This window comes from Prolixibacter sp. NT017 (assembly GCF_009617875.1).
Classification (GTDB): Bacteria; Bacteroidota; Bacteroidia; order Bacteroidales; family Prolixibacteraceae; genus Prolixibacter.
In genome coordinates this window covers 4465382-4489922 of sequence record NZ_BLAV01000001.1, presented here as the reverse complement: position 1 = coordinate 4489922, position 24541 = coordinate 4465382, and the positions used below count along the sequence as shown (strand labels likewise).

The 24541-nt window shown below is 44.7% G+C and carries 13 protein-coding genes; 5 read left to right on the top strand and 8 right to left on the bottom strand.

What is annotated here, in order from left to right; translation table 11 throughout:
* Positions 1 to 20 precede the first annotated feature (20 nt).
* The gene (rnr, locus tag GJU87_RS18655) at positions 21 to 2165 is read right to left on the bottom strand and encodes a ribonuclease R (protein ID WP_153640856.1); all 2145 of its coding nucleotides are present in this window, start codon (positions 2163 to 2165) and stop codon (positions 21 to 23) included.
* A gap of 305 nt (positions 2166 to 2470) precedes the next feature.
* Between rnr and GJU87_RS18650 the strand changes: the two genes are divergently transcribed.
* Positions 2471 to 2980: a GNAT family N-acetyltransferase gene (locus tag GJU87_RS18650; RefSeq protein WP_194831579.1), complete on the top strand. Its 510-nt coding sequence runs from the start codon at positions 2471 to 2473 to the stop codon at positions 2978 to 2980.
* Between the two features lie 56 nt (positions 2981 to 3036).
* Here the strand turns inward: GJU87_RS18650 and metF are convergent, their stop codons facing one another.
* On the bottom strand, positions 3037 to 3990 hold the full coding sequence (gene metF / locus GJU87_RS18645) for a methylenetetrahydrofolate reductase [NAD(P)H] (RefSeq protein WP_153640855.1): 954 nt from the start codon (positions 3988 to 3990) through the stop codon (positions 3037 to 3039).
* Between the two features lie 401 nt (positions 3991 to 4391).
* Here metF and GJU87_RS21365 point away from each other — a divergent pair, with 401 nt between their 5' ends.
* Genes GJU87_RS21365 through GJU87_RS18630 form a run of 3 tightly spaced genes read left to right on the top strand, consistent with a single transcriptional unit; the run spans position 4392 to position 7708 of the window.
* Positions 4392 to 4676 (top strand): T9SS type A sorting domain-containing protein, encoded by a 285-nt coding sequence (locus tag GJU87_RS21365; RefSeq protein ID WP_194831578.1) that lies wholly within the window; start codon positions 4392 to 4394, stop codon positions 4674 to 4676.
* Positions 4677 to 4693: 17 nt separating this feature from the next.
* Positions 4694 to 6193: a hypothetical protein gene (locus tag GJU87_RS18635; RefSeq protein WP_153640853.1), complete on the top strand. Its 1500-nt coding sequence runs from the start codon at positions 4694 to 4696 to the stop codon at positions 6191 to 6193.
* Positions 6194 to 6196: 3 nt separating this feature from the next.
* A complete protein-coding gene (locus GJU87_RS18630; RefSeq protein ID WP_153640852.1) occupies positions 6197 to 7708 on the top strand; it encodes a hypothetical protein in 1512 nt (503 codons plus the stop codon).
* Between the two features lie 38 nt (positions 7709 to 7746).
* Here the strand turns inward: GJU87_RS18630 and metH are convergent, their stop codons facing one another.
* The 6 genes from metH to GJU87_RS18600 form a co-directional block, all read right to left on the bottom strand.
* The gene (metH, locus tag GJU87_RS18625; RefSeq protein ID WP_153640851.1) at positions 7747 to 11418 is read right to left on the bottom strand and encodes a methionine synthase; all 3672 of its coding nucleotides are present in this window, start codon (positions 11416 to 11418) and stop codon (positions 7747 to 7749) included.
* An 861-nt stretch (positions 11419 to 12279) separates the two neighbouring features.
* Positions 12280 to 15057 (bottom strand): alpha-amylase family glycosyl hydrolase, encoded by a 2778-nt coding sequence (locus tag GJU87_RS18620; protein WP_194831577.1) that lies wholly within the window; start codon positions 15055 to 15057, stop codon positions 12280 to 12282.
* A gap of 39 nt (positions 15058 to 15096) precedes the next feature.
* Positions 15097 to 17106: an alpha-amylase family glycosyl hydrolase gene (locus GJU87_RS18615; protein ID WP_194831576.1), complete on the bottom strand. Its 2010-nt coding sequence runs from the start codon at positions 17104 to 17106 to the stop codon at positions 15097 to 15099.
* A gap of 223 nt (positions 17107 to 17329) precedes the next feature.
* Positions 17330 to 18424: a SusE domain-containing protein gene (locus GJU87_RS18610; protein ID WP_153640848.1), complete on the bottom strand. Its 1095-nt coding sequence runs from the start codon at positions 18422 to 18424 to the stop codon at positions 17330 to 17332.
* A 17-nt stretch (positions 18425 to 18441) separates the two neighbouring features.
* Positions 18442 to 20007, bottom strand: coding sequence for a RagB/SusD family nutrient uptake outer membrane protein (locus GJU87_RS18605; RefSeq protein ID WP_153640847.1), 1566 nt, complete (start codon positions 20005 to 20007; stop codon positions 18442 to 18444).
* Between the two features lie 19 nt (positions 20008 to 20026).
* A complete protein-coding gene (locus tag GJU87_RS18600; protein ID WP_153640846.1) occupies positions 20027 to 23038 on the bottom strand; it encodes a TonB-dependent receptor in 3012 nt (1003 codons plus the stop codon).
* A gap of 380 nt (positions 23039 to 23418) precedes the next feature.
* Between GJU87_RS18600 and GJU87_RS18595 the strand changes: the two genes are divergently transcribed.
* A complete protein-coding gene (locus GJU87_RS18595) occupies positions 23419 to 24435 on the top strand; it encodes a LacI family DNA-binding transcriptional regulator (protein WP_153640845.1) in 1017 nt (338 codons plus the stop codon).
* The last annotated feature ends 106 nt before the right edge of the window (positions 24436 to 24541 follow it).

The window sequence follows — 24541 nt, the reverse complement described above, 5'->3', positions numbered from 1 at the left end:
GGAATTATGAAAAAAATATGTTATTCACCATCTTCTACCAACCGAAAATCCATCTGTTTCTTCTGCAGGTTGGTACGAACAATTTCCACATTGACTTCATCACCCAGTTGGTAGCGTTTGTGCGTATGACTTCCGATAATGCAATAGTTTTTCTCGTCAAACTCGTAAAAATCGTCGGTCAGATCGCGTAAAGGAACCATACCCTCGCATTTGTTTTCTTCCAATTCAACGTAAATCCCCCAGTCAGTTACACCGGAAATAACGCCTTTGAATTCCTCTCCGACGTGATCGCTCATAAACTCAACCTGCTTGTATTTCACCGACGACCGCTCGGCATTACTGGCCCGCACTTCCATATCCGACGAATGTTTACACATCTCTTCCCATTTCTGGGCCACTACCGAACGACCACCATCGAGATAACGGGCCAGGAGGCGATGTACCATCATATCGGGGTAACGCCGAATAGGCGAGGTAAAATGCGTGTAGTACTCGAAAGATAAACCGTAGTGACCAATATTCCGGGTTGAATATTCGGCCCGGGCCATGGTACGAATGGCCAATGTTTCGATCACATTCTGCTCTTTCTTCCCTTCGACATTCGTCAGAAGTTTGTTCATCGAATCGGAAACAGCTTTCGGGTTGTTGGTTTGAATACCATAGCCAAAACGTTTGATGAAATGGTTGAACGAATCGAGCTTATCCGGATCAGGCTTATCGTGGATACGGTAGACGAACGTTTTCGCTTTTTTGTTCGGCGTCGGCTTTCCAATGAATTCCGCGACATATTTGTTGGCCAGCAACATGAACTCTTCGATGAGTTTGTTGGCATCTTTTGATACTTTGAAAATAATGCCCAGCGGTTTTCCATCCTCGTCGATATCGAATTTCACCTCGATGCGATCGAACGAAATGGAACCATTCTGGAACCGCTGATTTCGCAACTCTTTCGCCAACCTATCGAGCGTCAGGATTTCCTCCTTCATGTCGCCATCGCCCGTTTCGATCACTTCCTGCGCCTCTTCGTAAGCAAAGCGCCGGTCGGAGTGAATGACCGTGCGACCTAACCACCGGTGATGTACGTTCGCCTTGTCATCCAACTGAAAAACGGCCGAAAAGCAAAGCTTATCCTCGTTGGGCCGCAGTGAACAAACGCCATTCGAGAGCCTTTCCGGCAACATGGGCACCACGCGATCGACCAGGTAGACCGAAGTCGCCCGGTTATACGCTTCTTCCTCGAGAATCGAATTCGGCTGCACATAATGCGTCACATCGGCAATGTGCACCCCGACCTCCCAAAAACCGTTGTCAAGCTTTTGAACAGAGAGCGCATCGTCGAAATCCTTGGCGTCAGCCGGGTCGATGGTAAAAGTTGGAACCTTGCGGAAATCGCGCCGGTTGGCATATTCCTCTTTCGGGATTTCCAATGGAATTTGTTCAGCCGCTTTCTCCACCTTACCGGGAAATTTATAAGGCAAGTCAAACTCCGCAAGGATAGCGTGCATTTCCGTTTCATTTTCGCCCACATCTCCCAGCACCTCAACAATTTCGGCATAAGGATTTTTAGCGCGTTCGGGCCACTCCAAAATTTTCGCGATAGCTTTTTGCCCGTTTTTGGCACCGTTTAGTTTTTCTTTCGGAATAAAAAGATCGAACGGCGTCTTTTGTGTCGGAATCAGGAAAGCATGAAATTTCGAAACTTCGACCGTTCCCACGAAAGTGGTTTTGGCCCGTTCCAAAATCTCGACCACTTCGCCTTCCGGATTGTGTTTCTTTCGTCGGGCATAAAGGTAAACCTTCACCTTGTCGCCATGCATTGCCCTTTTCAGGTTGGCTGCCGAAACGAATACATCCTGATCGATTTCGTCGGAAATTACAAAGCCAAAGCCTTGCTGCGTCAGTTCGACCACGCCGGTAATGTAACCGCCTTTCGAGCGCAGCTTGTACTTTCCGCGGCTGATTTCCTCGAGGTTTTCATTATCTCTCAACTCCTCCAGCACGACATGAATCAACTTTTTGGTTGGCATATCACGAATAAAGAGTTCAGCGGAAAGCTGTTTGTAGTTGAAAGTCTTTTTCGGGTCGGCGTAAAAAATATCGAGCACCGCCTTTTTCAGGCCGGCTTTATTGAATCTTAGTTTCTTCTTTTTTTTCTTCTTAACCATATGGATTGTGATTTTAACGAATGAAGTTAACGGAAATTTCCCAATTCTGTTATCATAAAATGAAAAAGGAAAGGCAAACCTTCATTCTCCATTTTCAACAGTTTTTTTTGAGGTTCGCGGTTTTCCCCGGAAACAGAATCACGGTAATAGAAAAACGCGGTTTTCATGACCTTCCGGATACTTCTCAAACACTAAAGTTCTTCGTTGAGTTTTCAATTGGATATTAACAAAACCATAAATCGCTCAGCAGACGATCATTTTTCAGGCAACAGATACTACCTTCATCACGGTAATTATCCGTAACAATGAATATAACAACATCTATTGATCTTCGTGCCATGACACAGGAAGATTGGCCGGACGTTGCCCGCATTTACGCCGAAGGCCTCGAAACCGGAAACGCCACCTTTCAGCAAACCGTTCCAACCTGGGAAGAATGGAATAGCGGACACATTCAATCCTGTCGGCTTGTTGCCTCTGTTGGAAAAACAGTCGCCGGATGGGCTGCGTTATCGTCTGTTTCGTCGAGGCCGGTTTATGCTGGTGTAGCCGAAGTAAGTGTTTACATCAGGAAAAATTTCCGTGGCCGGGGAATTGGAAACCGACTCATGCAAAACCTCATCGAATCAAGTGAGAAAGCAGGATTCTGGACGCTACAATCGAGCATTTTTCGGGAAAACGAAGCCAGTATCAAACTTCACGAAATGTATGGCTTTCGCACGTTGGGCTACCGCGAGAAAGTGGGCAAGATGAATGGAATTTGGCGCGATACGGTGATTATGGAACGACGCAGCAAAGTAGTTGGAGCAGATTGAAAAATAACCTGCCTCCGAACAAAAGACAGGCTACCTGTTCGACTATTTTTTAGTTATCAGAATACCGCTTTGGCAATTTGCCGTGTATTATCAGAGATTCCGTATGTGTACACATGCAAGCATGGCGCGTTGTGCGCAATCAAATCCTTTGCCTGGTGAATGGCCCATTCGGTTCCCACTTCACGGGCTTCATCATTATTTTTACACTTCCTCACTTCTTTGGCGAACTCTTCCGGAATATCGATACTGAAGATTCCCGGCAACACCGAAACCTGGTTCTTCCTTGAAAGAGGTTTTATGCCCGGAATAATCGGAACCGTAATACCTGCTGCCCGGCACTTATCCACAAAATCGTAATATTTCTGGTTATCGAAAAACATTTGGGTAACAATGTAATCGGCACCGGCCTCTACCTTCCTTTTCAGGTTCAGCAAATCCACATCTGGGTTGGTTGCTTCTGCATGTTTTTCGGGGTAACCCGCCACACCAATACAGAAATCCATGGGAGTGTTATTTTTCAATTCCGGGTCAAGATATTTTCCATGCCGCAAATCGACAATCTGCTTCACCAAGTCGCTGGCATAAGCGTGACCTTTCGGCTCCGGCTTAAATATATTCTCCGATTTCAGTTTATCTCCCCGGAGAGCCAACACATTTTTAACGCCCATGAAATTAAGATCGATGAGCATGTTCTCTGTCTCTTCCTTCGTGAACCCCCCACAAACCACATGAGGAACAACCGGCACACCATATTTGTACTGAATGGAAGCTGCAATAGCTACCGTTCCCGGTCTTTTCCGAATGGTCCGCCTTTCATGCAATCCGTTGGGCAATGTGCGGTATTCCATCTCATCACGATGGGTGGTGATGTTGATATATTTGGGATCAAACTCCAGCAAATCTTCGATAGTTCGATAAAGTTTATCGGCATTCTGTCCTTTCAGCGGCGGCAAAAGTTCAAAAGAAAAAACCGTTTTATCAGACTGGGTGATAATGTCGCTTACTTTCATTCAAAAATTATTTTTTCGTCCACACAAAAACCATCTTAATCTGATGATCTCCTTCTTTCAGTTCTTCATTAGTATCTCCTTACAAAATTACAAATTGCAATGAAGCGAAGCGACTTAACAGGATAACAAATGCATAAGTTAGTATTATAATAACATTTTGTTTGACTGGAATTTTCTATATTTAAACGTTCTATGATGTAACTGACATTTTGTATATGAGGTACCTTTTTTCCCTTGCCTTTACCATGCTTTTTACCTCATATTCTTACTCACAATCCCTGACGATGTCCGTATCAGGCGGAGAAAAGCATCAGGGGAGCACTGTTATGCATTGGAGAATCGGTGGTTTTTCCGGAAGCAATGCAAACGGTTTTCAGCTGTTGGGATATCCAATCCCGGCAATGAAAACACAAGCAAATTTCGTTGACGAACAAGCAAAATCAGAAAACCGGTTCTACCCCAATCCGTTTAGCGAAGCGCTGAACATCAAGCTCGTCAACAACCTAGCCCCCGTCGACATTACCATTTACGACATAACCGGCATGGCCATTTCAACTATTTCCAACGTAACCAATAGCCGGGAATTAAATCTCTCGGGGTTAGCCAACGGAATATACCTTCTTCGATGCGTCGACAGACAAACACATCAGGTTGTTGATACGCGAAAACTCATAAAGAAACATTAATCCCTATCCTTTTCCTCATGTTGAAATCAAAGCTCACATTATTGCTTTTCTTGTTAGTGATAGCACTATCGCAGGCACAGGAAAATCCCGGATTTCTTTACCAGACGCAGCTAACCGATGAGAACAATCAACCGGTGACCGATCAAGTTATTGATTGCCAAATTGAATTAACGCAAGGCGAAAATTCTTCCACTCCAATTTATTCCGAATCTCAAGGTGTAACGACGTCGCCAACCGGGATGCTTGAACTGGTTGTCGGAAATGATACAGATGCGAGTGGCCGTCTTGATGACATTGACTGGACACAGGGGACAGTATTCATACAAATCTCCATCGATATGAAAGATGGTAACGGATTCCGTGTTTTTAAGAAAGAACCCATCCATGCGGTTCCTTTTGCACTTGCTGCGGGCAGCTCCAATCCCGGCTGGAAGTTGCAAAACAACCAGCTTTCCTATACCGCCGGAAATGTAGGAATCGGTATAGACAAACCAGAAGAGGCTCTCGATTTTGGTGTAAACAAAGCGGTTCGTTTTAAAACAACCCTAACTCGTTTGAATGAGAGCGCCATGATAAAACTCAAATGGAAATCCGACTCGGCCAAACCCGCCATTATGTGGGTGGATAAGAACGACAATCCACAGGCAGCGCTTTATACTTACCGTTTGGGCATCAATAGAGAACCCGACAGCGTATTTTGTATCGCAACCTCTGATTCGAAAGGAAACCTGGTTCCCCGTTTTAACATTCCATGGGGGCGCGATAAAGTACAACTCTCCACCACTAACAGTGAATTCAAGGTCAGCGGCAGTAAAAAGTTCATCGTCGGAACGAGTGGTAGTCCCGGCCAAACCGCATTTTACGGCGACGTATACATTGGTGCGGGGAAAAAGCTGGGAATTGGCGACAAGGATTGGGAGAATACGGGAATAGAGCAATATGCAGAAATGGAAATATACCAGGAATCGAAAAATGCGCAACTGCTCCTCAACCAGGCAACCGGAAATGCACCAGCTGCTATTCTACTGAAGAAAGGAGACAATACATGGACAATTGAGAATAACGATGACCTGCATATTTCCTACAATAACCAGGATGTAATAACCATGGCACAAAATGGCAACCTGGGAATTGGCACCGCCACGCCGGGTGAAAAAGTAGATGTAGCAGGAAACGTTAAAGTATCTGTTGGAAACAGTTTTATTTCGGGCACCAGAGGTACTGCCTCCTATATGACATTGTCTGGAAGTTGTCCGGCCGGAGACCTGGTTGGACTAAATCCAGCCACCGGAGAACTGAGAGACTACCAGGCAGGAGATGAGTTCATCGGTGTGGCTACCGAAAATGCCGCCTTTGTTGCCAACCGTCAAAACTCCACCGGAGACATTCTGGTAGGCACGCATGGTCAATTTACAGTCAACTCAGGCGCCATTCAAACGGACGGACACAAGGCGCTCACCCCCGACGGGAAACTCATTGGCTATATTCTCAGTAACGGAAACCTATTCATCCGCTAAGCTATGCAGAAGACAATCGTTATTTTCACCATGTTCCTGCTACCATTCTTTGCAATGGCACAGTCACCCTACTATCTGCCGTTTGAGGGAATAATACAAAATGATGATGGTACAGTTCCTGCCAATCAATCACTGGAAATGGATTTCCAACTTGTTTCCGCCGTTGACCATTCGCTAGTTGTGTACGAAGAACAACAAACCATAACGACTAATCAAGCAGGATATTTCTACGCATCTATCGGAGCAGGCACACCCGTTACCGGGAGTTTCGAAAATATCGACTGGAGTCATTCCCCAAATTATGTTTTCCACATAACAGCCCATTCGGTGAGCGACGGAAATACTTTTGACCTGGGTTATGCAAATCTCCATCCGGTTCCAATTGCTCTACATGCGAAAACCGTTATTGATAGTTCCAACTGGCAGGTTTCAGGAAACAATCTTTATACACAAAGAAAAGTATCGATTGGCTCGGCAGATTCGACCTTTGCATTGGAGATGAGAGATAATGGAAGAATGCGTTTACAGACCGACCAAGCGCATTTGCCGGAATCGGCGCTTATTAAAATGAAATGGCCGGCCGATACAGCAAAAACAGCGGTGGTGTGGTACAACAAACATGATGATGGCAAAATAGCCATGGTCGCACACTATTATCTACATTACCCAACCCGTTTGCATCAACATTTTTCCATTGAAAGTGAAGATTATTCAGGCTTCATTCAAACCCGTTTTGAATTTCCGTGGGGGAACGATACTGCCCGCATCGAAACGCACAGTGCTGACCTGCTTATCAACGGCAAATTCTCTACAGGCTCTCCTTCTGCTCCGTCAGAAAATGACATCTATGCCGACACCTGGATCCACGGTAAAACCTCGGAATTGAACATGGGGACAGCTCAGTTGCATACCGGAAATTATCCGGTTACCATTCAGTCTGACAATGGTCCTGCCAACATTCTCATACACTCTGTTGCCTCCGACAAACGTTCTGTTTTAATGTTGAAGAAGGGCGATAATGAATGGGATGTGGATAATAACAACAATCTATTCCGCATCACCAATACGAATTCAGGCGACTTTCTGCATCTGACAACCTCTGGAAAGTTCACATTCGATGCTGAGTCTGACACCTCTGAAATTTTCAATATCAACGGAAATATCACGGTTAACCAACATGCATTTATCAGTGCCGGACCGGATTCTTACGCTGAATACATGCCCGCTGAAGGAACCCTGTCAGTTGGCGATATTGCCGGAATCGATCCATCAACAGGTAAAATCAGAACATATCAGGCAGGAGATTTTCTGGCCGGTGTTGTTAGTTCCACCGCTGCAAGAATTGGGAATGCTAAGCCAGACTATGTTGGAAGCCCCGATTATGCTTTGGTTGTCATAACCGGGACGGCATACTACAACAGCAATCAGGTGACAACTTCGGGAAGAGTAGTGTACACCACCGACAATCAGAAAATCGGTGTTGAAATTACAGTAGGGAAAGTATTGTTGAAATAAGAGGGAACCTTTCTTGATTCCCTCTATTCATCTCAATATTATTTGTAATTCAAATTCACCGGAAGGAACTTCTCGATGAATTCAACCGATTCATTTTTCCGTCGCGCGTAATCTTCCACCTGCTCTTTACCTACTTTATCCACACCAAAATAGATGGAGTCGGGATGTGCAAAATATTGTCCGCTAACCGAGGCTGTCGGGTACATGGCAAAATGCTCGGTGAGCTTAATACCGGTATTTTTCTCGGCATCCAACAGATTGAACAGATTCTCTTTCTCCGAGTGTTCCGGACAGGCCGGATAACCCAATGCCGGACGGATTCCCTGGTACTTGACCCGAATCAATTCTTCTTTTGTTAAATTTTCATCCGGAACATACGCCCAAAACTCTTTACGAACTCTTTCGTGCAGTCTTTCGGCGAAAGCCTCGGCCAGACGATCAGCCAGCGCTTCCAACATGATGGCCTTATAATCGTTGTGATCAGCTTTGTACTCCTCCACCCATTTCTCCAAACCGATTCCGGCAGTCACGGCAAATCCTCCGCAGTAATCTTTCACGCCGCTATCCTTGGGCGCTACAAAATCGCTCAGACAAAAGTTGGGTTTACCCTTTTCCTTTTTGATAGTTTGCTGACGCAGATGATGGAAAGTACCTACTTTTTCGGTCCGCGATTCATCGGTGTACAATTCGATATCTTCGCCTACCGAGTTGGCCGGCCACAAGCCAAAGACGCCGCTCGCCTTCAACATTTTCTTCTCTATAATTTCATCGAGCATAGCATTGGCATCGGCAAATAATTTGCGCGCTTCTTTACCCATTTTCGGATCGTCCAACACATCCGGGAAATGTGCCCGAAGCTCCCAGGCCAGGAAGAAGAAGGTCCAGTCGATATATTCGCGCAATTCTTCCAGCGGATAATCGTCAAAAACTTTCACACCTGTAAAATTGGGCGTGTAAACTGGTTGTGTCTTCCAGTCGGGACGGAAGGCATTTTCCTTCGCTTGGTCAAACGTCAGGTACGATTTCGGCTTCTTATTTCCGTGGAACTCGCGAATTCCTTCGTACTCGGTTTTGATATCGTCGATGTATTTTTGTTCACGGTTGACCAGGTTTTGTACCACCCCAACAGCGCGTGATGCATCTTTCACGTGAACTACGGGTTCACTGTATTCCGGCTCAATTTTTACCGCTGTATGAATTTTTGACGTCGTTGCACCACCAATAATCAGCGGTACATTCATGTTTCGGTTTTCCATTTCACGGGCGACCAGCACCATCTCCTCCAGCGAAGGTGTAATCAAGCCACTTAGACCTATCAAATCGACTTTCTCTTCTTCAGCTTTTGCCAGAATCTTTTCCGTCGGGACCATAACGCCCAGATCAATCACCTCTATGTTATTACAGGCCAACACCACCCCGACTATATTTTTACCAATGTCGTGTACATCACCTTTCACCGTAGCCAGCAAAACTTTGGTTCGGTTCTTCACTTCGCCGCCATTCAGGGCTTTTTCCCGTTCGATGTGTGGTTGTAGCCAGGCAACCGCTTTTTTCATCACACGGGCTGATTTAATCACCTGAGGAAGAAACATTTTTCCATCACCAAACAGGTCGCCTACGATGTTCATTCCGTCCATCAGCGGACCTTCGATGATATTGAGCGCGGCATCGAATTTCGGAAGGATTTCTTCGAGATCCTCTTCCACATGATCCGGAAGTCCTTTCACCAGCGAATGTTCCAATCGTTTCTCCACGGGAAGTTCGCGCCATTCGTCTTTCTTCTCCTCTTTCTGTCCGGTGCCTTTTACCTTCTCGGCAAATTCCAGTAACCGCTCCGTAGCATCGGGACGACGGTTCAGCAATACGTCTTCAACATGTTCCAACAAGTCTTTCGGAACTTCGTCGTATATCTGCAGCATTCCCGGGTTGACGATCCCCATGTCCATTCCAGCCTTAATGGCATGATACAGGAATGCCGAGTGCATCGCTTCCCGGACTACATTGTTTCCGCGGAAAGCGAACGATACATTGGACACACCGCCACTTACCCGAGCTTCCGGCAGATTTTCCTTAATCCATTTCGTTGCGCGGATATAATCGATCGCATAATTGTTATGCTCTTCTATACCGGTTCCAACTGTTAATATGTTTGGATCGAAAATAATATCCGTTGCCGGGAATTGAACATCTTCCGCAAGAATACGATAAGCCCGCTCACATATTTGAATGCGGCGCTCGTACGAGTCGGCCTGACCATCTTCGTCGAAAGCCATCACAACAACTGCTGCTCCGTACTGCTTTATTTTATGGGCATGTGCCTTAAATTCTTCTTCGCCTTCTTTCAGACTGATGGAGTTGACAATCGCTTTCCCTTGCAAACACTGAAGACCAGCTTCGATCACTTCCCACTTGGATGAGTCAATCATGATGGGAAGCCGGGCAATATCCGGTTCCGCCATTAAGAGATTCAGGAAGCGAACCATTTCCTTCTTCGCATCAAGCATGGCATCGTCAAGGTTCACATCGATAACCTGGGCACCACCTTCCACCATCTCGCGGGCAATGGAAAGCGCTTCCTCATACTTTTCTTCCCGAATCAAACGGGCAAATTTTCGCGAACCTGCTACATTACAACGCTCTCCCACGTTGATGAAATTCGCCATTTGGTTCACCGTAAGAGGCTCTAATCCACTCAAGCGCATCGCTACTTCGGGATGCACCTTTTCATGTGGCCGGGCCTTTTCAGCCAGTTTCGCCAGTTCCCGAATGTGGTCCGGCGTGGTACCACAGCAACCGCCTACGATATTTACTGTGCTTTTGTCGAGAAAACCTTTTACCTGTTCGGCCATCATTTCCGGCGTTTCGTCGTACTCACCGAACTGGTTAGGCAATCCGGCGTTCGGGTAAGCACTGATGTAAAACGGCGCTTTCCTCCCCAGCTCTTCCAGGTAGGGACGCATGTCTTTCGCTCCCAGCGAGCAGTTCAGCCCGATGGTCAGCAAATCCATGTGTGAAACGGAGTTAAGGAATGCCTCAACCGTTTGCCCGGAAAGAGTTCGTCCGCTGGCGTCTGTAATTGTTCCGGAAACCATCACGGGTTTCCGAATTCCACGTGCTTCCAATGCTTCATCGATGGCCATCAGGGCAGCTTTGGCATTCAGGGTATCGAAAATCGTTTCGACCAACAGCAGATCAACACCGCCATCCAGCAAACCTTCCACCTGCTCCCGGTAGGTTTCTTTCAAATCGTTATAGCTAACGGCACGAAAACCCGGGTCATTCACATCGGGTGACATGGATGCCGTTTTGTTTGTTGGCCCGAGTGATCCAGCAACAAAACGGGGTTTATCAGGAGTTGAATACTTTTCAGCCGCTTCGCGGGCTACTTTCACCGAAGCGACATTCAGTTCGTAAACCAACTCTTCCATGCCGTAATCGGACTGGGAAATGCGGTTGGCATTGAACGTATTGGTCTCCAGAATATCGGCACCGGCTTCCAAAAATTCTTCATGAATATCACGGATAATATCGGGACGGACGATGGAAAGAAGATCGTTATTTCCTCTCAACGACTGTTTCCAGTCGGCAAAACGGGTCCCCCGGAAGTCTTCCTCTTCCAGCTTGTATTTTTGAATCATCGTCCCCATGGCTCCATCGAGCACCAGGACACGCTTTTTTATTTCTTCCTGTATATTGTATTTGTTTGTCATATCAGTTGTATCTATTCAGCTAAAATCAAGTCTTTTCTTTGCTTTCACAAAACTATGAGTTTCAAAAAAACATCTCACAACTATGAGATTAAAACCTCCCGAAATCACTTCAACCACTTCCTTAACAGTGAACCCACTGTCCGGTTCATTTTCCTGTATAACAGGTAAAATCAGATCAATCAGCTCATTGCTTCAATTGACAACAATGCTTGAAAATCAAAAAGTACATGGTTGCGGCTTTCTATTGGCTGTTTCCGTGCTGTAAGCGAACAGTTGTCCGAAAAATCCGGGAGATGGGTAAATAGATTAGTAAACAGCGCTAATCAGCGCATGCACCGATTGGAGAAATGCATGTGACTAACCATGAAAAGCCCATTCCCATGAGACCTCCGGGTGACCAGTTCCTGGTTTTCGATGCTTATTCTTTCAATCATTTGGAAGACAGAAAAAGATTTATTTCAGATTATCAGTTTTTATACTGAATAAAAAATAATTTCGCGCAAATATAGCACATTGCGCAGTAGTTTACAACAATCACACTGCGACGAAGAAATCGTCTACTTAAACCCGAAAACCGTTTTGCAAAGTTTCATAAAAAATGCCGCATCCTCCCGAACGCGGCATTTTCATTTTTTGCAGTCTTACTTCTGAAGTAAGTAGCCTTCAAAAACCAACGATGAAGGTACTACTGCGTATCCTTGCTTTTTTACCTGTCGACAATTAAGACATTCCTGAACAAACTGAAAAATTTTTTTGACGAACGGCCGATTTTATGTGGTGAACGGCACGATCTGTTCATTAAACGGAAAAATCAATTGCAAATTCCGGGCAAAAAATCATACAATTTTTATTCAACTCTGATCAATATTTCATCACTTTCCGGGTTTCCACATTGCCGGAAGTGGTAATTACTTTTACAATATAAGTTCCCTGTGGCCAACCATCGGATTGAATCGCTATGGATGTTTTGCCGTACCCCGGAAAGCTTTTATCGAGCAATACCCGTCCGGTAATGGAATATACGGTTACACGATTCATATCTTCGTCGGCCGATAGATTCAGGCTATTTTGAACCGGATTGGGCCACACCTGTAATGGGTTATCATTAGCCGACACAGTCGGTACATCGGTTACAATATGGTCTTTCGTAAAATTCTCTGTTGAATACAACCGGTACTCTCCGGGCGCCAGATGAGCCATGTACGAATTGCTCGTCAGGTTAATGGAATCGCCGGTAAAATATTCATACCACTTTCCGGTAACCGGAAAATCAACAGACAGATCGGCAGCGGTCAAACCAAAGTTTCCTTCAACCACCACGTGCTGATTGTTTTTATTCAGCTTTATCCACTTCGTAACTCCATTCAATGAATAAGTAAAATCGGTAGTCGAGAAGATGTCGTAATTGCGCTTTAGGTAAAATAATTTGGCATATGTCTGGAAAACATCGGTACGATTGGGATCGTCCACGTAGCTCCACAAAGGCTCTTTCTCACCGGTACGACTCGGGACATTAATATCCTTATCATTGCCCAACTCATCAAACATATAGAACATTTTCGGGCCGGGAATGGTGAAGAATAGTGCTGCATTCAATTCGATTCGTTTTAACGCAGTCGGAACATCTTTTATATTGTAATTGTCATTTGCCAAACCGGAGGTTTCGGCAACATAGGCCACCCGCTGCTCATCATGGCTTTCCATATAACCAACCAGTCGTGATTTGTTCCAGCTTCTATCAGTGTATGAAGCCCCTGAGAAATCTGCATTATTATTGGTCACATTTCCTTTTGCAGCATTTTGGGCAGCCCCTGACATATTCCCCCAAAGAAGAATCCCTTTGTTGTAGTCTGCTAAAACGGTCTCTTCACTATTGTCAGCCAAATGCTCGAAAATAACCAGCGCATCCGACTTCCGTTTCCATATCCGATCGGCCATTCTTTCCAATATGCGAATCCGATCAGCATCGTATTTACTTCCCCACGGATCGGTTGCCAACGGCTTGAAATTATTCGAAAAACCTTTCGTAAAGTCGAAACGGAAACCGTCTACTTTGTACTGACTCATCCAAAAGGAATTGATGCTGTCAACCAGCTGTTGTGTCGCAGGACTCTCATGGTTGAAATCGTATCCCCACTGAGCATCCGGATTTTCGAAGTTACTTTGCTGATTATACCAGGGATTTTGGGCTGTTGGTTTTCCGTCTTTGAAATAAAGCTGAACGAACGGACTCTGACCATACGAATGGTTCAACACCAAATCAATAACAACAGCCATTCCTCTCTTGTGGCATTCGTCAACCAGCTTTTTCAAGTCGTTTTTAGGACCGTAGTACTTATCCGGAGCAAAATAGAAATCGGGATTATACCCCCAACTGCTGTTTCCTTCAAATTCATTTACCGGCATCAATTCCACAACATTCACGTTCAAATCCTGTAAATAGTCGAGGTGGTCGATCACTCCCTGAAAAGAATGTGATGCATCGAAATCCCTAACTAATAACTCGTAAATAACTAAAGAATCAGCTGCTGGCGGTGTAAAATTAGTCACCTGCCAGTTATAAGGTGTCTGTGCCGTTTGAAAACTGGAGGTAATTCCGGTCGTTTTCCCGGTAGGATATGCAATTAGATTGGGATAAGTTGTACTCGAGATGTACTGGTCATTCCACGGATCGCTTACCTTTTCGGTATAGGGGTCAGCAATTTTGATGGAATCATCAACCAGATATTGGTACAGGTACTCTTTCCCTTTTTCCACATTCAGGGTAATCCAGTAATAGTCTCCGTCCTTGTGCATTTGATAAGCCGCCTTCGGCTGCCAGTTATCAAACTCTCCCAACACATACACATTATTTTTGTAAGGAGCCCAAAGGACCAGTCCTACCGTAGTATCGTCAACGTAATTAATTCCTTTACGATAACCAGCCGGCATCGTTCCGGTCAAATCCTGCTTTATGGTGACAAACACCGAATCGTAACTGATTTTTGTTCCTGCCTGAGCCTTGGTAATCAGCCAGTGATCGCCCGACTGTGGCAACGTAACATTGTCATCCAGAGTTGTTCCTGTTACAGTTTTCAACACTGTGTTATCCAAAGAAAGAGTAATATCGGCCGATTCACTGGTAACGATAGAGACCGGTAGGGATTCGCCTGCCGTTCCAATGTAAGGTGAGGTCACTGAATTTTGAATATCCAGTACTCCTTCTGCAGTCACATTCAGCATGTAATCCGGCGTTGTTTTCCTTTCCCCGGATCCGGTATCAGAGCCATCTTTCGCTTTAGCAATTACTCCAATTTTCTTGATCGTCGTTGGATCAATATTGGGCCAAAGTGCCGAAGGAGTGAAGGTGAAAGAATACTTATTGTTTCCGTCATCGGTCATTTTGTAGGCATCGGCCGTATTTGACCAGGTTCCCTGATCGGAGGGATTTCCCACATTCGGATCAGAAAGCCAAATCCACAAATAAACATCGCCCCATTGGTTTGGGGTATCGAATCCCTTCAGATCGAAGGTTACTTTTACCTGCTGATTGGCCGTGAAAAACGTTGGATCAGTAGAAACAGAATAGTCTGTCACCGTTTGTGCTCCTGCTGTCAGACTAACAAACAGCGTTGCTATCAGGAATAGTGTCTTTTTCATCAGTGTCATCTGGTTCTCGGTATTATGATTGGTAATGATTTATTTTTGCATATGAGGTCTATCGACGAGTACATATAGGGATATACCTCTTGGAGGTGCTTTTAGTTCCACAAATCCGTGTTTGGATACATTCACATCAGCGTCGGGATGAAGCAGATTCATCAGCTTTTTACCAGCCCAATCAGAGTAACCTTCTGCTTTCGTGTCTGCCATGCAGCTTAGCTCCTGTGAATCATTATTATTTAGAACTAAAATGGCCCCGGAATCCTTCGCTCCACCTTCACGTCTTGCTACAAACAGATTATCAGCGGCAGCACATTGACTAAAATGCAAGGGCATCATTGAGCCTCCGAGGTAGTCTGCCCGGATTTTAATCATTCTATCGATAAAGGTTTGCAGTGTATCGGGTGCCTGTACCGAAAACTCCTTATGGTTGAAATCGTGTTGTTTCACACCGTAATAATGCGGATAGAAGATGCAAGGCCTTTCAGGCGCAAACAAAATGTAGGCATAGGCCATTCGCCAGTCTTTCACGATCCATTTATCGTGTTCTTTTCCGGTATCGTGATTCTCCGCAAAGCTGACCACCGATGATGCCGGAAGTTCGTATTTTCCGTTGTCGCTCATCGAAGCCGTTGCCAGGCGTTCCATCGAAAAAGACGTTCCATCTCCGTTGCACATGTCAGTCAATGCTTTCTTCAACGGAAAATCGAAAGCCGTTACGTTCGGGTGTTTCCCCTGAAAACGGTAGTCGTCGACACGTTTTACCCAGTCGTATATCCTATCGGCATAGTTGGTGAAATATTCGCTGACAATAAACGGCTGTTGCCCGGTTCTATCCGGCGGCAGGTTGGTCACCCATTTAGCCACCATTTCCGGCTGGTATCCCTGAACAAAATCGAGCCGGTAACCATCGAAACCAATAGAATCGGCCAGCCATTTACCCCAATCCATCAGTCGATTCTGCACTTCGGAATTCAAGGTATTCAAATCGTTCCCAAACCATTTCACATTCGTCATCAGTGTATCCCGGCTTCCCGGAAAACCAAGCGAATCAGTTGCATCGGAGGGATGAAAATCGAAGTAGTGCCATTTCAGGTTCGGAAGGTTTCCGTGATCGACATAATGAATACCGGTATGTGTTAATGCAAACAGTGAGTCGTTCACCGATTTTCCTGCCAAAGTTACATCGGAAACATAATAAGCATTCGTTTGATCGGTCCATTGAAAATTCTTACCATCAGAATTCTTTTGCGCGGTCAAACGAATTTCAACTGGTTGGTTTGTTTTATCTGCAGGCACATGCACCTGAAATTCCTGTTCACTTTCAGGTGATTGAATCGTCCTGTAATATTTTTTTTGAGGTGTTTCCTCAGAGCTATTTCCGGCATGAGCCGGAAGATTGCATTCGAATTGAAAAAAACGTTCCGATGCAGGCGCATCAAAGTTCAGATGGAATCCACGGATGTGGAAGATATAATTGCCGGGCCGGGAAGGAATGAATTGCCAAACAATTTCATTGGTCGGGTAAGGAGCGTGGGCTTTTTCGCTTATCACAGCGTGATCCTGCATGTACTTTTTCACGACAGGGTTTCGCTCCAGATCTTTTTTCTGTGTAGAATACATATGGTTCATGACAATGTCAGCATAAATGTCCATTCGCTGACCTTTCGAGGTATCATGCGCCACATTCAAAAGGTTCATCAATTCGGCCATTGAACCGAAACGGGTTTCTACCGTACCACATTGGTTAAAATTACCAAGGTCGTAATGATCATAAATCCCATAGCCCATATCGTAAATTCCCCAGTTCCCTTTGCAGGGAGAAGGAATCCACAGCGCTTTTATTCCGGCAGCTTCCAACTCCGGTATTTCACCGGCCAGTTTGTTCCACCAAATGCCATTCAGATGTGCAGCATCGACTGGCGGATCCCAGTAGAATGCCTGCATCATAACATCGGACTGAGCCTGGCAGCCCCACTTAAGAAAAAGCAACCACAAAATAGTGAGAAGCGTATTTTTCATGCGAAACCGGAAAATGGTATTCATCCAGAAAGTTAAAGATTGAAAAGGGGATCCCTGAAAAGACATCCTGATAGTATCGAGCCTTTCGATGAAAATTGGCCTTTACCACCCGAACAGAAGCTCTTTTTCAGGCATCCCCTGTTTATTTATGGAAGAAAATCTAAACTGGCTTCTTTCTACAAGAAATGACTTGTCTTTATTGTGCCCTTTGCGGTGAAAGCGCTAATTCAGATTCTTCTATACCCATTTACTGAGCAGTCATAGTAACCGTCAAATCATTAAGATTCAAGGTTATCTCATATGTACCGCTAGTTCCGGTAAATTTGAAGTTATTGTCGCCATCCTGTGCATCTTCCAACATCGGATCCACGGTACCATCAGCAAAATATGGATAGTTGTAACTTGTAGGGCCCCAATCAGCTTGTGCGAAGAAGCGGAACGCCTCACCGCTGATAAAGTCAGCCGTTCCTTTCCAAACGTTTTCTTTCACGAATGTCATTTTCACACTGGCACCTGTTCCTGGTTGATCCCAACCTCCAATGGCGGCTCCCGTCATGTACATAACCGGCTCCGGTACAGAAGTCATATCCACAGTCAGCGTTTTCAGGTTAACAGTAATGCGGTAGTATCCAGTTGCTCCCAAGAATTGGAAGTTACTATCGCCGTCCTGTGCATTCTCCAGCAAACTGCTAATGGTTCCTGATTCGAAATAAGGATAATTGTAGCTTGTCGGCCCCCAGTCGGGTTGAGCGAAGAAACGGAACGCCTGATCCTGCGTAAATTTAGCAATGGTTGAATAAACGTTTGGCTCAGTGCTTGGCATTTCCACAGCCAGAGAAGTATCCCATCCGCCCGTAGCCGCTCCAATCATGTAAATGGGCGGGAAAACAGTTTTGTAAGGAGTCAAATCGATAGACTGTGAAGCGCTGTTCAGATCAGCTACATTATCACTAATATTGGAAACAACGCGAAACTCTACGGAAGCACTTTGCTCTGCAGGTAGTTCCAGCTGCCCCATCAAAGCTGAGTTTAAGTCTCCAACCGTAATGGAAAAATGATCATCTGCTCCACTGTAAAGAGTGTACGCATTTGCAAAATTATCACCGACAGTATCCATTTGCAACGAATAGGTTACCGCTACTTGAAGGTTGTAGTCTGAGGGCGTCCAGCTAAATTCTACCGAATCCGCCTTATTGTCCATCGACATAGTAACAGAAGACGGCATGGTCAATGTTGGTCCGGTGGCATTGTCCGGATTATATATTGTTAAATCCTTTTGGGTACATGAACTTACAATCCCCAGGACAAACAAGAACAATATTGAATTTAAGATATACTTCATCTTTCTTCATTTAAAAATTAATAACCTGGATTTTGTTTCAAATTCGGATTGGCTCCCAGTTCGGCTGCCGGAATAGGATACAAAGTACGATAAGATTCAACAGCCTTACCATCCTTCACTTTTCCTTTCCAGGGCCACAAGTAGGCATCAGATGTAAATTCTCCGAAACGGATCAGGTCAGTTCTTCTATGACCTTCCCAATACAGTTCGCGCGCACGTTCATTCAAAATAAAGTCAAGCGTTAACTGACTTTGGTTGATATCACCAGAAGCATCACCGTAGGCACGTTCTCTCAAAGCATTTACATATCCCAGAGCAGTTGCAGCATCACCGCCTCCGCCACGTAAAAAAGACTCTGCATACATCAGGTAAACATCAGCCAGACGGAACACAGGGAAGTCGGTACATACAAAATCAGGATGCGGGTGAACAGCCGGACTACCGTCGGCATTCACGTTTTTGAATTTGGTAATGCCATAACCATCGGTGAATGTAGCGATATCATTGATTTCCAAAGACTGTCCGTCTGTCCAGAACATAGCGCGCTGGTCGGTTGAACCACTCGGATCGCTGAACTTATTAACCAATGCTTTGGTCGTGCGGATACCCCCCCAACCACCGCCGACACCAAAGTCAGCGGATGGCATGGAACCACCAATAGCCGCGTGAATCAGGTAAGTCATACCACCGTACGAACGAGTATGATCACCATCACTTCCGATTGAGAAAATCATTTCTGGGCTTTTGTTGTTGTCAGCAACGAAGTTATTGGCATACTTCGGTGCCAGCGAGTAAGCTCCTGAACTGATGACCTTATTACAGTAAGTAATACAGTCGGCGTAACGATCCTGTCCGGTATAAACACCGGCATTCAGATAAAGAGTTGCCAGCAGTGTCCAATCGGCCCCCTGGTCTGCACGACCATATTCGAAACCGGGAGCTCCAAGCTTATCCTGGATATCCAAAAGTTCAGTTTCGATATATTTAAACAAGTCTGCCCTGGAAATCTGCTGCGGGAAGAAAGCTCCCGGAAGATCTTTCTCAGTCACAAACGTTACATTTCCAAACAGGTCAAGAGCGTGATAATAAGCCAATGCCCTAATGAAACGAGCTTCTGCATTATATCGTTGAATATCGGGGTCCTGACTACCTGCCGTCGCACGGATGTACTCATTGCTAATCGCCACGGTGTAAAAAATTCGTGAATACATAGCACCAATGAAAACGTCGTTGGGTGTCCAGGTCATCCAGTGAAAATCCTTAATTGTAGCATCATTCCATGCCATTACGGCTTCATCAGTGGGCAATTCCTGAACATTCCAGTACTGCCGTAGGTAGTTACTAAACCCTTCATCAATTCCGGAAATATCGGGCAAGCCTGAAGGCCCTCTCTGTCCACTTACAGCAAAAGAAGCGTACAGTTTGGCAAGTCCTTCTTTATATGCTTCCGGACTATCATAAACGTTTGCAGAAGTGATTAGCGTTTTATCCAACGGAACGACATCCAAATCGTTCACACACGAAGTCATCAAAGAAAGCAGGATGACCAGTGTTGGAAATAATATTTTATTGAAATATTTCATGTTCGAATCTTTTTTTGCGTTAGAAAGACAAATTCACACCGAGCAGGAAGGTCCGGGGACGCGGATAGATATTGTTGTCAATACCTCCATCAACTTCCGGATCTAAGCCAGAGTAATCAGTAATTGTAAAGGCATTTTGAACAGTAAAACTCAAGCGACCTTTCAATTTGTCAGTCAGGAAATGGTCAAAGTTGTATCCAACGCTCATATTATCCATTTTGAAGTATGAAGCGTTCTCAACATAGTAATCTGACCAATACTGCGGATCGGAGAAGTTGGTTTTGTAGATAGCCGTTGGTACGTTGTTAAAAAAGCCTGATTGATTGTAAATAGACGAATACAATGCTCTGTCAGACGCAACGTTATTGTATACATAGTTACCAAGACTAATCCTGCCGGAGAAAGAGAAGTCAAACTGTTTGTATGACAAACGTGAAGAAATCCCCATCATTACATCGGGTGCAGGTGTCTTATAGTGATATTTGTTCAGGTTGTTGCTGCTAACATTACCACCCTGACCACTCCGATCGACATACAAACCTTCGATTGGTTTTCCATTCTTATCGTAAACCTGTTGGAATACATAGAACGAGTTTACCGGGAAACCAACCTGGTTATTCTGGATAAAGTTACCAACACCACCGGCGATACCGCCAACGTTCACACCAGCATAGTTCGGGTCATCTGTCATGGTCAACTTGGTAATCTTGTTTTTATTATATGAAAGATTAAATCCAAGGTCCCACATCCAGTCTTTTGTTGACACCGGCTTTGCATCCAGTGAGAATTCAATACCCTTGTTCTCCAAATCACCTACGTTCGTTGTCAGGAAGTTCGAAAAGTTGGTACCGGCAGCAATCGGAATGTTGTTCAACAAATCAGAGGTCTTTCTCAAATAAGCATCAATGCTACCGGAAATCCGGTTATTCAGGAATCCGAAATCCAATCCAACATTATAGGTTGTTGTTGATTCCCACTTGATGTTAGCATCGTAAGGATTTGGGCGCAGCGTACTGTAGAATTGATTTCCAAACTGATACTGAGCTGTCGACTCACCTAGTCGGTACAACGCCAGGTAAGGATAATAATTGTCAGAAATATCTTGCTGACCAGTAATACCATAACCTAATCTCAGTTTTAGATCTGAAACTACTTTCGAATCTGCCAGGAATCCTTCCTTGTTGATCTTCCAGGCAAACGCTGCAGCCGGGAACAGTCCCCAACGGTTATTCGGCCCAAAACGAGAAGAACCATCATCACGCAAAGTAAATGTAAACAAATACTTGTCATTCAGCGTATAATTCAAACGACCAAAGAATGAAACAAGGTAGTTTTCATTAATATATTTTGAATCTTCAGCTACCTGAGTTCCATCACCATTACGGTTGAAATTAGAGCCTTTTCTCCAAAAATGCTGCCATGAATATCCTGCTGTTACATCGAATTTGTGAACACCAAGTGATTTAACGTAGTTCAGGTATAAATCGAGCAACTCATTCTTTACCTGTGCGGTATAATCGATTTTCTGACCGATACCAGAACGATAAGTCCACGGAGCACTATCAGGTGCATTATTGTGTCCTTTACTATCAGTATAGTCATAACCAGTATTCAGGTTTGCTTTTAACCCCTCCAGAAATTTGAAGGCATAATTCACCTGAGCATTTCCAATGAAACGCTGAACAGTTGAACGGTTATCCGTCTGGTTAATCAGGGCAACCGGGTTGCTGACACCAATTGGGTTCGGATAACCATCAGGATTCATCGAGCCGTCGGGTAGGTTGTCTTCCAGGTTAGTCCAGGTAAAATAACCTCCGTACTTCGTGTTACCGTTCATAACAGGTTGAGTCGGGTCAAATGCAACGGCGGAACCAACGGCACCTGTGTTACCAAAATTGTTATTGTTGTGCATTCCCTTCAAACTCACGTTAATCTGAAGTCTGTTATCCAACAGCGAGGGGTTCAAATTAACAGCCAGTGTATTCCTTTTCATATCAGTTGATTTCAAAATACCTTTCTGATCGGTATAACCATATGAAACGCGATAAGGAATGTCTTTAAACGAGCCTGTAAAACTAATGTTATGATCGTGAGAAATAGCTGTTCGGTAGATTTCACTCTGCCAGTCAGTATTCGCATTGCCCAAACGATTTTCGGCACTGGAGCTTAATCCCGGGTAACCTTGCTGAACCAAATCACTCACCATCGTGCGAAGCTGATCGCCGGTTAGTACGTCAACAAACTTAGGAGCGTAGCTAACCGATACATTTCCGTTGTATTCAACGTGGAATGGTGTACCAGCTTTACTTTTTTTGGTAGTAATAATGATTACACCATTCGATGCTCGCGAACCATAAATAGCAGTAGCCGAAGCATCTTTCAGAACAGTGAACGATTTGATGTCATTCGGGTTGATGGAGTTCAACGGGTTACTGCTACCACTGATTCCACCGCCAGCTACAGGCATTCCGTCAATCACAATCAACGGATCATTGCTGGCACTCATGGATGAGCCTCCACGAATACGAATAGTAGCTCCACTACCCGGTGCACCACTGTTGGAAGTAATCACCACACCGGCACTTTTACCAACCAACAAGTCCTGTGGCGAGGTAATAGCTCCTTTGTTAAAATCGTCAGTTCCAACAACAGCGACCGAGCCAGTCGCGTCATCTTTTTTAACCTGACCATAACCAATCACTACGACCTGATCAAGCCCTTTTGTTTCAACCTGCATCGCAACGTTGATCGTTGACTGAGCGCCCACAGTGAGTGTTTGTGATTTATAGCCGATAAACGAATATACCAGCTTCTGGCCCTTGGTCACATTCAACCGGTAGTTACCATCAAAGTCGGTTGTTGTACCATTTGTAGTACCGGCAATCACAACTGTTGCCCCCACCAACGGTTCCTTGGTAGTTACATCTGTGACCTTACCGGTAATTGTCATTTCTTGCGCAAATGACACGTTTGCCATGAGTAGTGCTGAGAACAGCAACAAAACATGCAATTTTCCAAAGACAAACTTCATAAGGATCAAATTATAGGTTCATAAAAACAGAATTAATACGATTGAAATAGTTCCTTTTTAGAAAGGAATTAAACAGTTGAAAATCATCCATTATTCTTTCCGGAAACAGGGCTGATCACACTAATTTCCGATTCAAATAAACATTTTTTAACCTTAAATAAATGTATTGTTATGTTCATTAGGTCATGATTTCTTAACGCAAACGATTGCGATGACGTTTGCACTCAACATGTTTTATAACATATTCATTGAAAAATGCCCCTCTTCGTTAAAAAACCGAAAGGATATATTACAGCTCAGATGTTTTGGATTACTTTAAATTTTCTTTACTTTGACACAAGTAGTGCTTTTCATAATATTTGACCAGCGGAATAAAAAAAATGAAGGGTAGTCAGGTAACCATTAAAGACATAGCAAAAGAATTAGGTATTTCTGCATCGACAGTTTCCAGGGCACTGAAGGACCATCCCGATATCAGTGTGGAAACCAAGCGTATGGTAAACGATCTGGCTAAAAAGCTAAGGTACAAGCCGAACGCTGTTGCCCTGTCGTTGAAGAGTAGCCGCACCAACACCATTGGTGTTATCATTCCCGAAATCGTCCATTATTTCTTCTCTTCGGTCATTAGCGGGGTCGAAGATGTAGCCTACGAAGCCGGCTATAACGTAATGATATTCCAGTCGAACGAAAAGTACGAGCGGGAAGTAACCAATGCGCAGGCACTCCTGTCCAACCGCACTGAGGGCGTTATGGTTTCCGTATCGAAAGAGACCCACAATTTCGAACATCTTCACATGCTGGAAGACAGTGGCATACCACTGGTTTTTTTCGATCGGATAGCAACCGGTTTTACTTCCGATAAGGTTATTATTGATGATCACAAAGCCGCTTACACTGCAACACAACATCTGGTTAAAACAGGCTGCAAACGGATTGCTCACCTGGCAGCTCCGCAAAATCTGGCTATCGGTGAAAAACGCTTGGAAGGATACAAGGATGCATTGCGGGATGGAGGCCTTCCTTATAAAGAGGAGTATGTTTACCCTGCCGATTCGGTCGAACTGGCCGAAAATGCCATCGAGTACCTGATGCATTTACCGGAGCCACCTGACGGAATATTCGCGAACAACGATTTAACGGCCATTGGAGCCATGAAGGCTCTCCAGCGCCGGGAATACCGGGTTCCGGAAGATGTAAGTATCATGGGATTTTCCGCAGGGCGGTTCTCGGATTTTACAACACCCAAATTAAGCTCGGTAGACCAGCATGGCTATGAGATGGGTGCCGAAGCCACTCGTATTTTATTGAAACGCATTGCTAATCCGAATTATAGCTACGGCGATACTAAAGTAGTCGATACCAACCTTGTGATTCGGGAGTCGACCCGCAGTATATAAAATCGCTATAAAACATGTTATGCATCGCAAACGATTGCAATAAGGTATCCTGAATAAGAAGACTATATTTTTTTGATATAAAAGCGGTTACCACTTGCAAAAAACG